The organism is Pseudoalteromonas simplex (assembly GCF_015278155.1).
GTDB lineage: Bacteria > Pseudomonadota > Gammaproteobacteria > Enterobacterales > Alteromonadaceae > Pseudoalteromonas > Pseudoalteromonas simplex.
The window spans coordinates 375,872-391,837 of sequence record NZ_JADILN010000004.1; the positions used below are offsets into that span (position 1 = coordinate 375,872).

Consider the following 15,966-nt stretch of genomic DNA (forward strand, 5'->3'; position numbering starts at 1 on the left):
TTTAGTTGGGAGAATTTAAAAACTATAACTTGATGCTTTTTCGAGTAATTGCGCGGCTTTTATATCGCCAACCACACACTTTTTAATGTCAGACTTTTTAAACACTTTTACTTGTTCAGTTTTACCTTCGCTAACACCACGGATGATAAAGCTCACATGTTCATCGTTAGGCAGGCTTCTTAAACCGCTACCATAATCACATAGAGTCAGAGATAAGCTTTTATCTACTTGCTGTGCTAGGGCTGCTAGCTGTTGCTTTTGCTCTTTTAAGCGGGCTTGTTTTTTCTCAGCTAACTCTTTGCGCATTTGCTGCTGCTTTTGTGATAACTTTAGCTGTTGCTTTTCAAGCTCTTTAATCGATGCTTGTAATGCTTGTTTACGTTTTTCGAGCTCTTGCTCTTTGGCATCTTTATCGTGGCGACGATCAAATTCAAGGTCGCGCTTTTCACGTTCAAGATCACGAATTTCACGGCTTACATCGCGCTCTTGCTCAGCCACTTCACGTACTCGCTCTGCACTTTCGCGCATCACTTCCATAGCTTGTTGGTAGGCTTCTTGCGTTTTCACTACCACCGCATCGCTGATCACTTGCACATGCTCGCCTAGTACTTCTATTTCAGTGAGTTCTTCAAAATCAATATCAGGCATTGGTGGCAACGGCGCATCGGGCACAGAGGCAAACACTGTAGACCAGCGTGAACTGCCTCGTACATCAAAACTAAACACCACGCCTTGATGCTGCAAATAACTCGAAGAGACATTCCTTACCTTGTTATCAGTATCTTGTTTTAACGCCGCTGAGAGAATCTTTTCCATAATCCCGACTTCACGCTGAATTTTATCCAATTCATCATTTGCTTGTGCTTGCACACTTACTGCTGCGAAAAGCAATAATGCAGCCGTAGTTGATTTGTATTTTGACATCTTAATACTCCAAATTGTTGGCAACGGTTGGCAATGGTCCGCCTTCCACTTGCTCTGCTAAATCATTTAACTGCATACGTAAGTACGCTTGGTCTTGGGCACGCTGTGTTTTGATATAAGCCAGCACGCTGGCAATATCTTCTTGGCGCTCTACTCGCCCGGTTCTAATCGCTTCTTTGGCCAGTTGGTACATCTGCTGTTGCTGCACTTCGTTTTGCGCAGTAATGATATTTTGTAACTGATCAATTTGCTTTTGTTGTGACTCTAATAAATTGGTTTGCTTGGCCACTTGCTCTAGTAACTGCTGGTTTCCTTGCTGTGGATTACTAACAAAAACCCACGCGCAAAATACTATTGACGCAGCCACTGCCCACACCCCAGCACCAAAAAACAGACTTTGTTTTTGTACTTTGGGCATCGTAGACTCTCTATCCCAATTTGGTACGGGTACCGTTTCATAATGTTGACTTTGTTGTTGCCACTGCATTGCATTGTTCATCATTGATGCATACTCAGCATTGGCTTGTAGCAACGCAATTTGCTCTTCAGTGAGGCTTTCGCCTTCTAACCATGCGGTAAATAATGAATCTAAATTAGCCATCTACGGCCTCCAAATGCACTTTTAACTTGCCTAGAGCACTGTATAGTCTTGATTTAGCTGTATTGGTCGAAATACCTAATTGCTCAGCGATTTCTTCAAATGTACAGTGCTGAAAAAACTTTAACTCCACCACCAGGCGTTGCTCCCAGGGTAAATTGTTCATCATTACTTTGAGTTCATGATGCTGCTCAGATTGCAGTTGATTGGTTTCTAACTCACTATGCTCGCAGGTTTCTTCTGGTATATCGTCTAAACCTTGATGCAGCTTACGGCGGCGGTAATATTCAACACTACGCCTATGCACAATTTGATAGAGCCAAGTATTGAAACTCGATTCACCACGAAAGCTCGGTAAGCTTTTATAAACAGAAATAAACACTTCTTGCATTAAATCCATTGCATCATCAGGGTGACTTAACATCCTTAGGCAATAGTTATATACCTGTGTTTCGTGCTGCTTGACTAATTTCAACCACGCCCGTTTATTACCCTGTTGCGCTTTAGTAATTAGTGTTTCAAGTGATTGAAAAAACAAACTAGCCTCGTCATCTGATCTGCCTTTAATGGTTTTGTTATTATGTTAGTCGAGGGAAGGAAAAAAATAGTTTGCTTAAATAATAAAAAACCCCAAATATTTTTTATTTGGGGTTTTTTGTTCATTGACCGTCTAAGCTACATTGCTTATTGAGAAACAGCTCTAGCTGCTGGCTAAATAGCCTAAAGTCTCTGATCCGGCCCGTGGTTTTACGCCACACGATACCAATATCTCGGTATGCATCATTTTGCGATGGTGTTGCGACCATCTCTTTTTTATCTAAAATGCCTGCATTGATAGCCATTTGTGGTAAAAAAGTAACACCAAGCTGGTGTTCAACCATACTTAATAGCGTATGTAAGCTTGCCGCTTCAAATGGGTTAATACAACTTGAGCGATTCAAATGGCAAGCACTTAGTGCATGGCCAGTCATGCAGTGCTCACGTTCTAGTAAGAACACACTCGCATCCGGTAAAAGATTAAAATCTTCCACACCATCTGCTGGAGTATAATCTTTATGATGCACTAGACTGAAGTGGTCTTTAGCAAGTACTTGTGTATGAAACTTTTCAGTGTCATACGGTAAAGCCAGCAATGCCATATCAATTTGCCCATGTTCAAGTTTGTCGAGCAGTTTGTCACTGGTGTCTTCAACTAGCACTAGCTCTAACTCGGTAAAGGTCTGTTTGCAGAAATGATATAAAGGTGCAGCAATAAAGCTGGCAATCGTCGGGATCACACCAAGCGTGAGAGTGCCACTCAAAGGCGTTAAAAAACTCTTTGTCAGCTCTTTAAGGCTAAGGGTGTCGTCAATAATCTTACGTGCTTTTTCGACAACCTCTTCACCAATTGCGGTAAACATTAGGCTGCGGTTTTCACGCTCTATAAGTTGGCAACCTAAGGTTTCTTCTAAGTTTTGAATTGCACTACTTAAGGTTGATTGACCGATAAAACAGGCGCTTGCTGCGCGGCCAAAGTGTTGATGTTGGTGGACTGCTAATAAATACTGTAGTTGTTTAATACTTGGTAAGTTATTCATTCTCTACCTGCAAATAAAAAGACCCCAATACCTAAGGCATTGAGATCTTTTCAAGCTAAAAGTCTTTTAGTACTTTTTATACCCCGAAGGCAGTTCTCAGTACATAGAAAATAACAATAGCAAGGGCTGCGCCAACTGGCAATGTAATTACCCAAGAAACTACAATGTTTCTTACAACACCCATGTTAAGAGCCGCAATACCGCGTGCCATACCAACACCTAGTACCGCACCTACAAGTGTTTGCGTAGTAGAAATAGGTAAACCAGTACCTGATGCGATAACAACTGTTGAAGCAGCAGCAAGTTCAGCAGCAAAACCACGGCTTGGTGTTAAGTGCGTGATGCCTTCACCGATGGTCTTAATTACCTTCTTACCTAAGATAGCAAGACCAGCAACAATACCTAAACCACCTAATGGTAAAATCCACCATGCGATAGCCGCTTTCTTAGCGATTTCACCGTTGTGCTCAACAATGTTTACAACAGCAGCTAATGGACCAATCGCGTTAGCAACGTCATTTGAACCGTGTGCGAATGCCATACAACATGCTGTTAGTACCATAAGTACTGCGAACACTTTCTCAACGTTGTTGAACTGCATTTTCTTATCAGCTTTAGGATCGATTTTAAGGCGAGCAATCGCAATCTTACCGATGATAGCAACTACAACAGCAATCGCGATAGAAAGCGCATAACCTTCAACAGCACCTAAGTTAATACCGATATGCTTCAAGCCTTTCTTGATTGTTACAAGTGACATGATGAAGCCCGCTAGACCCATATAGATAGGCACGTAACGCTTAGCATTTTTAAGTGGTGCATCAGTGTCAAAAATTAGCTTTTGCGCACTCATGAAAATCAAATAAGCAATAAAACCAGAGATAGCAGGGGTAACAATCCAGCTACCTACGATACCCATTACCTTGTTCCATTGGATTGCTTCACTACCTACTGCAACCAATGCGAAACCAATGATGGCACCAATGATTGAGTGAGTCGTAGATACTGGCCAGCCTAAGAAAGAGGCAATTAATAACCAGCTACCTGCAGCGAATAAAGCGGCAATCATACCGAGTATCATTAACTCAGGTATGTCCATAAATGGCGTGGCATCGATAATCCCTTTACGGATTGTAGATGTAACCTCACCACCGGCAAGGTATGCGCCAGCGAATTCAAACACCATCGCGATGATGATTGCTTGTTTAATTGTAAGTGCTTTTGAGCCTACTGATGTACCCATTGCATTGGCAACGTCATTTGCACCAATACCATAAGCCATAAAGAAACCGACTGCGGCGGCAGTTAAAACCAATAACGTGCCGTAATTTGCAATGATATCCATTGTGTGAACCTTTAATTTTTTCGTGTTTGAACTGATTTTTAATTAACGAGCTAACATCAGCTCAAGACGAGAACCTACGCGCTCTGCAATATCTGCAAGCTCGCCCACCCACTCAATGATCTTGTATAAGAACATCACGTCGACTGGGTTAAGTTCATTTTCGATGGCGCGCAATTGACGGCGAATTTTGATCTGCATGTCATCCGTGTCTTGTTCAATAGCGTCCAATTCAACGAGCATTTTTTCAACTAAAGTCACTTCGCGACCTTTGAAGCCCGTTTCAAGCAGCTCATCTAGCTCATTGATTGCTTTTGACGCTTGTTTAGTCGCATCAACACAACGAGTTACATAAGCAAGGAAATCTGTTTGGATTTCGGTAGGTATGATCATCTCACGACCAACTACACGACCTGCGATATCTTTTGCTTTGTTAGCAATTTTGTCTTGTTGAGTAACAAGCTCTAGCAAATCGGTACGCTCAACTGGCATAAATAAGCCACGAGGTAGTTGAAGGCGGATGTTACGTTTCATTTCATCAGCTTCACGCTCTAAATTACGAATGTTTAAACGGATTTCTTCCGCTTCTTGCCATTCTTCTTTAAACACGTGATTAAAGAAAGGGATCAATGCTTTACTTGCTTGATGTACTTTCTTAATGTGATCTTCCATAGGCTTAATAGGTGATTTAGCAAAAACCCCTAAAAATGCATTTGTAGGCATAACTGACCCTTTATAAATTAGTATGCTTTGGCAGCTGCGAATTTTACAGCATTGTGTTCGATTGTGAACGCTTTTTCTGCCTTACATCAGCAATAAAACACAAAGCGGCCCTAGGGCCGCTCGATTTAGTAATGAAAAGTAGCGGCTTAATTACAGCGACTTTTCTATATCTGCTTGAGATGTATGACGAATATCTTTACCGTTAACAAAATAGATGATGTATTCAGCAATATTCTGGCAGCGATCGCCAATACGCTCTAATGAACGTACTGACCACACTAAATCCATAATTTTCGGGATTGAGCGTGGATCTTCCATCATATATGTCATAATTTGACGGGTAATTGCTTCGTATTCACGGTCAACTTTAGCGTCTTCTTTATGTACTTCAAACGCACATTGCACATCCATACGTGCAAATGCATCAAGTACATCATGAAGCATTTTCGATACTTGGCGACCCATGTTTTCAATGTTTACCAATAAGTCTTGCTGATCTTTAGTAAATGAGTCTAGTGCGACTTTAGCAATACGCTCAGCTTCATCGCCAATACGCTCTAAGTCGGCAATTGTTTTTGCAATGGCAATGACAAGACGTAAGTCACTCGCTGCCGGCTGACGACGAGCAATAATGCGTGTACATTCTTCGTCAATATTCACTTCCATTGCATTTACTTTATAGTCGTTTTCACGAACTTTCTGTGCAAGATCTGCATCACCATTGCTAACAGCATCCAGTGCACTGTTTAGTTGTTGTTCAACTAAACCACCCATGTTTAATACATGGTTACGCACATTTTCAAGCTCTTCATTAAAGCGGCCCGAAATGTGTTTATTGATATTATGTTCCATTGTCTACCTCTATAAATTTCGTTTACGGTACCAAGTAACTTTATTAACTAACCGTAACGGCCTGTAATGTAGTCTTCTGTTTTCTTCTTGCTTGGTGTTGTAAATAACGTATTGGTATCTGAATACTCAATCAACTCACCCATGTACATAAACGCAGTTTGGTCTGATACACGAGCAGCCTGTTGCATGTTGTGAGTAACGATTACCACGGTAAACTTATTCTTTAAGTCGTTAATTAGCTCTTCGATAACTAAAGTAGAAATTGGATCTAGTGCCGATGTAGGCTCATCCAGAAGTAGTACTTCAGGCTCGATAGCAATTGAGCGAGCAATTACAAGACGCTGTTGCTGACCACCCGATAAGCCAAATGCACTATCGTGTAAACGGTCTTTAACTTCATCCCATAACGCCGCGCCACGTAAAGATTGTTCAACCACTTCGTCTAGTTTACGCTTTTCTTTAATACCTTGTAAGCGTAGGCCATAAACGACATTTTCGTAGATTGATTTTGGAAATGGATTAGGACGTTGGAATACCATCCCGACATTTCTTCGTAGTGCAGCAACATCTACATTCTTATCATAGATATTGTGACCATGTAGTAAGATCTCACCATCAATACGACAGCTATCAACAAGGTCGTTCATACGGTTGATACAACGTAAAAGTGTTGATTTACCACAACCCGATGGACCGATAAATGCTGTTACCTGACCTTTCGGGATGTTCATATTTACGCCGCTAAGCGCTTGTTTATCACCGTAGTATAGATCTAAGTTTTTAATCTCTAACGCTGTTTGCTCTGCAGTTAGGTTATCTAAATCTAGCTTTGCCGCGCTTTTCGCTTGGTTTACTTGTGGTGCAACTGTAATCATCTCTGTCTACCTATAAAAATTCTGTATTAATGCTCAAGAGCTCTAAACTTTTCGCGTAAGTGGTTACGAATACCAATCGCGGTGATATTCAGGGCGATAATTACTGATACCAGTAAGAATGCCGTGGCATATACCAGCGGACGAGCCGCTTCTACGTTAGGGCTTTGGAAACCAACATCGTAAATATGGAAACCTAAGTGCATAAATTTTCTATCTAAATGTATGTATGGGAAGTTACCGTCAAGAGGCAGTGTTGGTGCCATCTTAACAACACCAACAAGCATGAGTGGTGCTACTTCACCGGCTGCACGTGCAACCGCTAGGATTAAACCTGTCATAATCGCAGGGCTTGCCATCGGAATGATGATGCGCCATAGCGTTTCTGCTTTTGTTGCGCCAAGTGCTAATGAACCATGACGAACCGTACTTGGTATACGTGATAAACCTTCTTCTGTCGAAACAATAACAACAGGCAGCGTTAAAATTGCGAGCGTTAATGCAGACCAAATCACACCTGGCGTACCAAATACTGGGCTTGGCGACGACTCAGGGTAGAATAATTGGTCAATGCTGCCACCGAGCATGTATACAAAGAAACCTAGACCAAATACACCGTATACAATCGAAGGTACACCCGCAAGGTTGATTACCGCGATACGGATCATCTTAGTCACGGCATTTTTTGCTGCGTATTCATGCAAGTAAATCGCTGCAACCACACCAAATGGCGTCACAATCACTGCCATTAGTAATACCATGAATACAGTACCGAAAATTGCCGGGAATACACCACCTTCAGTGTTTGCTTCACGTGGGTCATCCGCTACAAACTTACCAAGTTGTACAAAATAGTGACCAAGCTTAGCAAAGAAGCCCATGTCATTAGGGAACCACACATCAAGAACTTGATACAGAGGTAAAGTAACCACTTCACCGCGCATGTCTCTCACAGTTACTTGGTCACGCTTTGCCTCTTTACGAAGTGCAAACAACTGTTTTTCTAACACTGTGTATTCAGCACGTAACTCAGCACGAGTTTGTGCAAGCTCAGCAACACGCTCATCGGTTAGTTCGTTATCAAGCTGGTATGCTTTTTCTTTTAAGCGTAAACGCTCAAGTTCATAGTTAATATGACCAATATCACCGTTTTGTAAATCGAGTGCTTGGTCATTTAGGTCAACTGCACGCTCTACAAGATCATAAAGCACGTCTATTTTGTTATCTGTGATAACTTCACCGTCTTTAATAACCTGCTCAACATAACCGTAAAAGTTACCGTTTTTGCTACGTTCGAATACTGCAAGCTCTGCTGGCGCAGTACGCGATGTAATGTCTGTCTCTAGTACCCAACGGAAATCGAGATCAACATACTCACGGTTACCGGTTTTGATCAGTAAGCGCTCTAGCTGCTCTTTGTCGTAATGAGATAAATCAACGCCCGTCGCCTCAATACGTGATTTTGCAACTAGTTCACGGTCATAAATTTCACCGATCACTGTTTGTTTTGCAACAGAGCCTTGCAGCTCAAATTGCACTACTTCTGATGGCCAGAAAAAGCTTAAACCTTTCCAAGCAATCATGGCTAGTAAGCCAAGAACCGAGATTAAACTGATGCTTACCGCACCGCCGGTCATCCAAATCCAAGGAGAACCAGACTTAAACCACTGCTTTACCATGTCGTGTCTCTCCACCTACATTGAACTGTATTTTTCACGCAGTTGCTGACGAACAAACTCAGCCACTGTGTTGAAAACGAATGTGAATATGAATAATACAAATGCTGCTAAGAATAGGATGCGATAATGCGAGCTACCTACCTCAGACTCTGGCATTTCTACCGCGATATTCGCTGCAAGTGTTCTCATACCCTGGAAGATACTCCAGTCCATAATAGGTGTATTACCTGTTGCCATTAGTACAATCATTGTTTCACCTACCGCACGGCCTAGGCCCATCATTACTGCTGAGAAGATACCCGGGCTTGCTGTTAGTAGTACTACGCGAACCAATGTTTGCCATTGCGTTGCACCAAGTGCTAATGAACCGTTTGATAAGTGCTTAGGAACACTGAATACCGCATCTTCAGCAATTGAGAAAATAGTTGGGATAACAGCAAAGCCCATCGCAATACCAACAACTAGTGAGTTACGTTGGTCGAATGTCATACCTAATTCATTGGTTAGGTACTGACGCACATTACCGTCAAACATCCAAAGCTCAATTGAGTTACTCATCGCAAACGATAACCAGCCAATAAAGATAACCACTGGGATAAGTAAAATTGAATGCGAACCTTCAGGAATACGGTGACGAATTGACGCCGGTAGTTTGTTCCAGCCGAATGCAGTTAATAAGATACCAATTGGCAGCAACACCAATAATCCGACAATCGCTGGTAAATGTTCTTCAATTAATGGTGCTAACCAAAGACCAGCTAAGAAACCTAAGATTACCGTTGGTAATGCTTCCATAATTTCTACAGTCGGCTTAACCACTTTACGTAATTCACTCGACATAAAGTACGCCGTGTAAATTGCCGCTGAAAGCGCAATGGGTACCGCAAATAACATTGCGTACATTGCAGCTTTAATCGTACCGAATGAAATTGGCACTAACGAGAACTTAGATTCAAAGTCATCACTCGCAGACGTTGACTGCCAGATATAACCCGGCTCTGGATAGCCTTCGTACCACACTTCTTGCCATAATGCAGACCAGGTTACTTCTGGGTGCTCGTTATGGATTTCAATCACTTTTAACGCGTCATCAGCAAGAATCAGTGCCGCATTTGAACGTGGTGAAATAGCAAAGTTTTGAATTGGACCTTCGCTTACTTTACCTTGCCACAGTTTTGCATCACTGGTTGTGTAATAAATACCAAGCTCACCGTTAGCACCCGCTGTGAAGAAGGTACGACGATAGAACTCAGTAAAAATATTTAGTTTCGATTGCTTGCTGGTTTCAAATGCACGAATCTTTTGGAACTCACGGCCATTTTCAGTGTTTACTTCAAACCACTGTGATACTTCGCCATTATCGTTAGCAAGCATCAGTGAGTTGGCACCCGCTAATAGCTGAGTTGAAACTAGGTTCGCGTTTTCTTCGTTCGCTGCAAGCAGTTGGATTTGCTCAACTTCAGAAGGGTAACGGGTATCATATACGTAAATTTGATTTGCTGAACGCACGAATGTACGTGTTGTATCAGGTGAAATTAATAGCTCATCAACACGACCTTCGATATCAAGCTCAGTACGCTCAACAACCCACTCTACTTCGCCGGTGAACATGTTTTCTTCACCCACAAAGCTGCTAAATAAAACGCGCTTGTCAGCGGTTAAAGCAACAACAGCTGTTTTATCTTCGTAGTGGCTAAATGCAAATTTAGTGATTGCCGCACCTTGATCGTCAACCTCAAGCGCCATATCACCCAACGGGTAATCTAAACGCGGTGTTAATTGGCGTTGGTTGTTCGGGAATGTCACTAAGAATTTTGGCGCAACCACAACAACAGAGCCATTCTCTAGGCCGTATGCGTATTGCCCCTGAAACGGTGCAGAGCTTGCAAAGCTGCTTACATCGCTTGGTAATTCTGTATTAAGAGTGGTGATCTTTTTACCAAATTGCTCTTTTTCAACATTGTAAAAGTCCACATTACCTTTTTCACCGAGTAAAAAGGCAACTTCTGTTTGCTCTTCAATGCCAAGGCCAACAACTTCTGACGCATTTTGTAGTTTTACACTATTACGTGTTTCTACTTTTGCTGATTCAAAAATAGGTTGAACAACATAAAGAAGGTAAAAGAATATGAGTAGCAGTGCTACAAGCACCATTACGCCACCCGCGGAAATACCCCACTTGGCAAACCTGTCTTTAAATAGACGGCTTCTATCCGTATGAAAGGTAGGTTTATTCGGATTGGAAGTCATCAAAACACCCTTAAAACTTAACGTTGCGCGAATTATATTTCACCAAGATGACAGTAATGTTACAAACGTCATAATTCAGTGTAATAAAGCGAGTATTTCAGGGACGTATTTTAAAGTTAAAAAATGACCAAAATAAGTCATTGTGGAGCACTTTTATTACAGTACCACAATCAAGCTAACAAATTGTTATAACTAATTTTTTATAACTACAGTGAAAAAATTGGACAAACATTAAAACAGCATCAATACTCAATGAGACTTATTTTTTCAACAATAAGAATCATTTTTAACCAACGCCTCCTCCCTTTTATTGCATTTTTCTGAGGCTTTTTTATAGAGATTTAAGTATGAAGCAGTTAGTAATTACTATTTTAGGGCCAGACAAACCCGGCCTAGTTGAAGATATTTCTGCCACAATTTTAAACCATCATGGTAACTGGCTGACAAGTAATTTGAGCCACCTTGCAGGTCATTTTGCCGGAATTATCGAAGCCGCAGTACCTGAAGAGCATTTGCAAGAATTACAAGATGCCCTTCACAGCTTACCTTATCTTGAAGTTCGAATTGAACGTGGAACTGATACCTTGCCTGATGTTCCGTCTGAGGAAATTAACTTCGTGATTACTGGTAACGACAGACCAGGCATTGTACAAGAGCTAGCCAGCGTTATTCGTCACAAAGGAGCGAATATCACTCACCTAAATTCAAAACAACAAAGTGCACCTAACTGGGGCGTGCCAATTTTTAGTGCTGTTGCGACCGTTGCTTTGCCAATAGGCATGAACAAAGACGAAGTGATTAGCGCACTTGAGTCTATTACCACAGATCTAATTGTTGATATTGAGGACGCATAACAAGCAAGTTTATAGGGATATTTAAACTTAAACTAAGCTTTAAAATTAATGACATACATGTCACAAAACTGACATGTATGTCATAAAAGTGATAAATACGTCATATAAACGTCATCTGCATCCTCTATATTCTAACTAGCTATAAACGTTGGAAAACCAGATGAACGCATCACATTCTTCTTCTCAAGCCGTTAATTACTTTGCCAAAGAGCTAAGTTGGCTGTCTTTTAATGAACGCGTGCTGCAAGAAGCCAAAGACAAATCGAACCCGATTATTGAGCGCATGCGCTTTTTAGGTATTTACTCAAACAACATGGATGAGTTTTTCCGTGTCCGTGTTGCCGATGTAAAGCGCCGCATATTACTTAATAAAATTCCTGATGCGAACTTTGAAGAAGACGAAATATTACTTCATCAGATCCAAAGTAAAGTGCTCCAGCTTGGTAAAAAGTTTAACCAAATTCATAAAGATATTTTAAATGACTTAAACGAGCATAATATTCATGTTGAACAACCAGAAGAGTTGTCTGAATTTCATTTGAGTTGGCTGAAAAAATTCTTCCACGACAATGTGCTACAACACATATTGCCGATTTTACTCTCTGAAAAGAAAGACTACTCAGATCAAATCAACGACACCATGACCTATTTGTTCGTCGAGATGACCAATCAAAAAAGTCATTATGCCATGATGGAAGTGCCCACTGACCGCGTATCTCGCTTTGTTATTTTGCCACCAGAGAAAACACGCCGTCACAAAACCATCGTGATGCTAGATGACATCATCGCCTACTTTATTCGCGATGTGTTTAGCAGCTTTTTTAGCTTTGATGATATTCAATGCTACGCCATCAAACTCACCCGTGATGCCGAGTACAATTTGGATGATGAGCTAGAAGAAGGCTTGCTCGATAAAATGTCAAAGGGTCTTAAGCAACGTATTTCTGCTGAGCCTGTGCGCCTTGTTTATGACGAGAGCATGCCAGCTGAAATGCTTAAAGTGATGAAAAAGCGTCTTAATATTAGTCAACATGATGCGTTGATCCCCGGCGGTCGTTACCGTAATTTCCGCGATTTTATTGCGTTTCCGAATGTTGGTCGTCAGTATTTAGAAAACAAACCACTGCCTGCATTACAAAGCACGGCTTTTAACAATCACTCAAGTGTGTTTGATGCCATTTCAGAGCAAGATATTTTACTGTATTACCCTTATCACACCTTTAACCATTTACTTGAGTTTGTACGCCAAGCCGCTTTTGACCCTGATGTTACCCAAATTAAGGTCAATATTTATCGCGTTGCGAGTCAATCTCGTCTTATCTCTACACTTATTAATGCAGCAAAAAATGGCAAACATGTCACCGTAATGGTTGAGCTGAAAGCGCGCTTTGATGAACAAAACAATATTGAATGGGCAAAAACTCTGAGTAATGCCGGTGTTAAAGTAATCTTTGGTATTCCTGCATTGAAAGTGCACAGCAAGTTATGCGTTATTCATCGTAAAGAAAAGAACAACATCGTGAAGTACGCCCATATAGGCACGGGTAACTTCCATGAGAAAACTGCCAAAATTTATACTGACTTTAGTTTATTTACCAGACATGAAGGTATTAGCGAAGAGTGCGATAGCGTTTTTAGATTCATCGAAAGTAGCTATAAACCATTTCAGTTTGATCACTTGATGCTATCACCAGTCAACGCACGACAAACTATTATGTCGCTAATTGATGCTGAAATAACCAATGTAGAGCATGGTAAGGCTGGCAAAATTACGCTAAAAATAAACAATCTTGTTGATAAAGAGCTGGTTGATCACCTCTATTTTGCCGCAAGACGCGGCGTAAAAATTCGCATTATTGTGCGTGGCATGTGTTCATTAGTGCCCTCTGCCGTGAACGATAACATTCGTATTATTAGTATTGTTGACCGCTTTTTAGAGCACCCTCGGGTGATGGTGTTTCATAATAATGGCGAAGAAAAAGTGTATATTTCATCAGCGGATTGGATGACTCGAAATCTTGATCACCGTGTTGAAGTCGCCACACCGATTTATGATGAAAAATTAAAACAGCTTATTATTGATATTCTTGAGCTACAGTTTAAAGATAGATCAAAAGCGCGCATAATCGATAGCGAACAAAAAAACAGCTATGTGCGCCGTGGCAATCGTAAAAAAATTCGCTCGCAAATTGCCATTTATGACCACCTTAAGAAATGGGAAAGTAACTATAATAATGAATGATTATCCCTCAATTGCTGCCGTTGATTTAGGCTCAAACAGTTTTCATTTAGTGGTGGCAAGAGAGGTCGATGGCTCTTTGCAAATCTTACACAAAGAAAAGCAGCGCGTTTATTTAGCTGATGGTTTAGATGATAAAAATCACTTAAGCCAAGAAGCTATAGAGCGCGCGCTGGCGATTCTTAAGCAGTTTGCTACTACCTTACAGGACTTTCCCCTTGAGAATGTCAAAGTGGCGGCAACTTACACATTACGCCGCGCGAAAAATATTCATTCGTTCTTAACGCAAGCAAGTAAGGTGTTTCCTTACCCGATTGAAGTTATATCAGGGCAAGAAGAAGCACGTTTAATTTACCAAGGTGTTGCCCATTATATTCATCACGATGAAAACCGCTTAGTTATTGATATCGGTGGCGGCAGTACTGAACTCATCATTGGTAAACACTTTAAGCACAAGTTACTTGCTAGTCGCAACATGGGCTGTGTTAGTTATACCAAGCAGTATTTTGCAGATGGACAAATCACTGCTAAGCGCTTCGCTAAAGCAGAAGTTCGCGCAGAACAAGAACTCGAAGTGATTTTTGCTAATTACTTATCGGCTGGCTGGCAATCTGTGGTGGGAACATCTGGCACAATTAAATCTATCCTTGCCATGATCAATGCCAACGATGCAGAGCAAGAGCTAATTACTTTAGAGCGATTATTAGAACTAAAAACCCAGTTTATTGCTGCAAAACAAGTACAAGCGCTGCAAATTGAAGGTCTTACGCCTGAGCGGCAAGTGAGTATTTGTGGAGGTTTAGCCATTTTAATCGCGGTATTTAGACTGTTTAAAATCGAAGCGATGCAGTACAGCGACTTTTCACTGCGTGAAGGCCTGCTTCATGAAATGCAGCAAAAGCTCGCCCATAAGGATATTCGCACAAATACCATAGAGAATTTATCTGAACGTAACGCCATAGATAAAGAGCATGCTAATCGTGTCTCGACAACTGCAAAGTGGCTGTTTGAACAAGTAAGAGAGACATGGCATCTGACCGACTCAGATCACATAAATTTATTGGATTGGGCTGCGCAGCTGCATGAAATTGGCTTAGGGGTTAATTCATCAGGGATACATAAGCACAGCGCGTATATCGTGGCGAATAGCCAATTACCTGGCTTTACGCAGCAACAACAAACCTTGCTTAGTTGCATGATCCGTTTTTATCGGAAAAAGATCCGCTTAGAAGAGTTTCCGGCACTGCATACCATGCAGCATTATGAAATATTGCAGCTTATTGTGATTTTGCGCTTAGCGGTACTACTGAATCAAAAGCGTATTACCGATCAAGGTTTTAAACTTGAGGTAACAGCCAAGCAAAATAGTATGTTCTTAAAGTTTCACAATAAGTGGCTTAAAGAACATACCTTGCTTTTAGCTGACTTACAGCAAGAGCAAAAATACCTTAAAAAAGTCGGCTTCTTACTCGATTTTCATTAAGCTGATTAATAGATTAATAGATTAATAGATTAATAGATTAATCGATTACATATCCATATGGCGGTTTGAGCTTTGCATCATTTGCTTAAGGCCTTGATGTTCAAGCTCAAGTAAACGTTCGAGCTTTTCTTTGCTTTGCTCTGTATCAGCTCGCGATACCAAGTATTCGTATAAGTCGATTACTTTTTGGTGTTGCGTGGTTAAGTAAACCTGAATCGCCTTTTCATCAATTTGCTGATCTGTGCTGATATCGTTAAAAGTAATTAGCTCTGGGTTTTCAGCAAAATACTCATAGCAATAGGTATCAAGCGTGTTTATTTCTGTAATGGCTTTAAAGCCAACGAGATCTTCTGCCAGTTTCTTCTCATATTGCAGGTAATAATCCACCAGCATTTGATTATGCTCGTCCAGTAAGTCTTTAACACTGTGGAAATTGGCTGCCATTTGAGTATGAAATAACACGGTCCAATCATAAACTTGTTTTATTGTTTTAACTTGCATGTGCATTCCTTATTAAAATCAATTTAATATGACTTTGCATAAATCACACCAGCAATAAACAAACCAATTATC

At 41.0% G+C, this 15,966-nt stretch carries 14 protein-coding genes; 3 read left to right on the forward strand and 11 right to left on the reverse strand.

Features of this window, described 5'->3' with window-relative positions; all coding sequences use genetic code 11:
• Positions 1–15 precede the first annotated feature (15 nt).
• From IRQ78_RS10975 to IRQ78_RS11020, 10 genes are all read right to left on the reverse strand, one after another.
• Positions 16–924 (reverse strand): hypothetical protein, encoded by a 909-nt coding sequence (locus IRQ78_RS10975; RefSeq protein ID WP_194442154.1) that lies wholly within the window; start codon positions 922–924, stop codon positions 16–18.
• A gap of 1 nt (position 925) precedes the next feature.
• Positions 926–1,525 carry a hypothetical protein gene (locus IRQ78_RS10980; protein WP_194442156.1) on the reverse strand — a complete coding sequence of 200 codons (600 nt, stop codon included), beginning with the start codon at positions 1,523–1,525 and terminating at the stop codon, positions 926–928.
• Positions 1,518–2,060, reverse strand: a complete 543-nt coding sequence (locus tag IRQ78_RS10985; RefSeq protein ID WP_138616857.1) for an RNA polymerase sigma factor — start codon at positions 2,058–2,060, stop codon at positions 1,518–1,520. The genes IRQ78_RS10980 and IRQ78_RS10985 overlap by 8 nt, the downstream gene beginning before the upstream one ends.
• A 121-nt stretch (positions 2,061–2,181) precedes the next feature.
• Positions 2,182–3,099 (reverse strand): hydrogen peroxide-inducible genes activator, encoded by a 918-nt coding sequence (locus IRQ78_RS10990; protein WP_054552479.1) that lies wholly within the window; start codon positions 3,097–3,099, stop codon positions 2,182–2,184.
• A gap of 76 nt (positions 3,100–3,175) precedes the next feature.
• Complete coding sequence (locus IRQ78_RS10995) at positions 3,176–4,444, reverse strand: inorganic phosphate transporter (RefSeq protein ID WP_054552478.1); 1,269 nt, start codon at positions 4,442–4,444, stop codon at positions 3,176–3,178.
• 42 nt (positions 4,445–4,486) lie between these two features.
• The gene (locus tag IRQ78_RS11000; RefSeq protein ID WP_054552477.1) at positions 4,487–5,164 is read right to left on the reverse strand and encodes a TIGR00153 family protein; all 678 of its coding nucleotides are present in this window, start codon (positions 5,162–5,164) and stop codon (positions 4,487–4,489) included.
• Positions 5,165–5,314: 150 nt separating this feature from the next.
• A complete protein-coding gene (gene phoU / locus IRQ78_RS11005; protein WP_054552476.1) occupies positions 5,315–6,016 on the reverse strand; it encodes a phosphate signaling complex protein PhoU in 702 nt (233 codons plus the stop codon).
• A 47-nt stretch (positions 6,017–6,063) separates the two neighbouring features.
• Complete coding sequence (gene pstB / locus IRQ78_RS11010) at positions 6,064–6,891, reverse strand: phosphate ABC transporter ATP-binding protein PstB (protein ID WP_054552475.1); 828 nt, start codon at positions 6,889–6,891, stop codon at positions 6,064–6,066.
• Positions 6,892–6,917: 26 nt separating this feature from the next.
• The gene (gene pstA / locus IRQ78_RS11015; protein WP_054552474.1) at positions 6,918–8,567 is read right to left on the reverse strand and encodes a phosphate ABC transporter permease PstA; all 1,650 of its coding nucleotides are present in this window, start codon (positions 8,565–8,567) and stop codon (positions 6,918–6,920) included.
• A 15-nt stretch (positions 8,568–8,582) separates the two neighbouring features.
• A complete protein-coding gene (locus tag IRQ78_RS11020) occupies positions 8,583–10,817 on the reverse strand; it encodes an ABC transporter permease subunit (RefSeq protein WP_194442158.1) in 2,235 nt (744 codons plus the stop codon).
• A 347-nt stretch (positions 10,818–11,164) separates the two neighbouring features.
• Between IRQ78_RS11020 and IRQ78_RS11025 the strand changes: the two genes are divergently transcribed.
• The 3 genes from IRQ78_RS11025 to ppx all read left to right on the forward strand — a co-directional run bounded on the left by IRQ78_RS11025 (position 11,165) and on the right by ppx (position 15,393).
• Complete coding sequence (locus IRQ78_RS11025; protein WP_187489490.1) at positions 11,165–11,671, forward strand: glycine cleavage system protein R; 507 nt, start codon at positions 11,165–11,167, stop codon at positions 11,669–11,671.
• Between the two features lie 160 nt (positions 11,672–11,831).
• Positions 11,832–13,913: a polyphosphate kinase 1 gene (ppk1, locus tag IRQ78_RS11030; protein WP_194442160.1), complete on the forward strand. Its 2,082-nt coding sequence runs from the start codon at positions 11,832–11,834 to the stop codon at positions 13,911–13,913.
• The gene (gene ppx / locus IRQ78_RS11035) at positions 13,906–15,393 is read left to right on the forward strand and encodes an exopolyphosphatase (protein WP_194442162.1); all 1,488 of its coding nucleotides are present in this window, start codon (positions 13,906–13,908) and stop codon (positions 15,391–15,393) included. Before ppk1 ends, ppx begins: the two co-directional genes overlap by 8 nt.
• A gap of 45 nt (positions 15,394–15,438) precedes the next feature.
• Here the strand turns inward: ppx and IRQ78_RS11040 are convergent, their stop codons facing one another.
• Positions 15,439–15,894: a hypothetical protein gene (locus IRQ78_RS11040; protein WP_194442164.1), complete on the reverse strand. Its 456-nt coding sequence runs from the start codon at positions 15,892–15,894 to the stop codon at positions 15,439–15,441.
• Positions 15,895–15,966 lie beyond the last annotated feature (72 nt).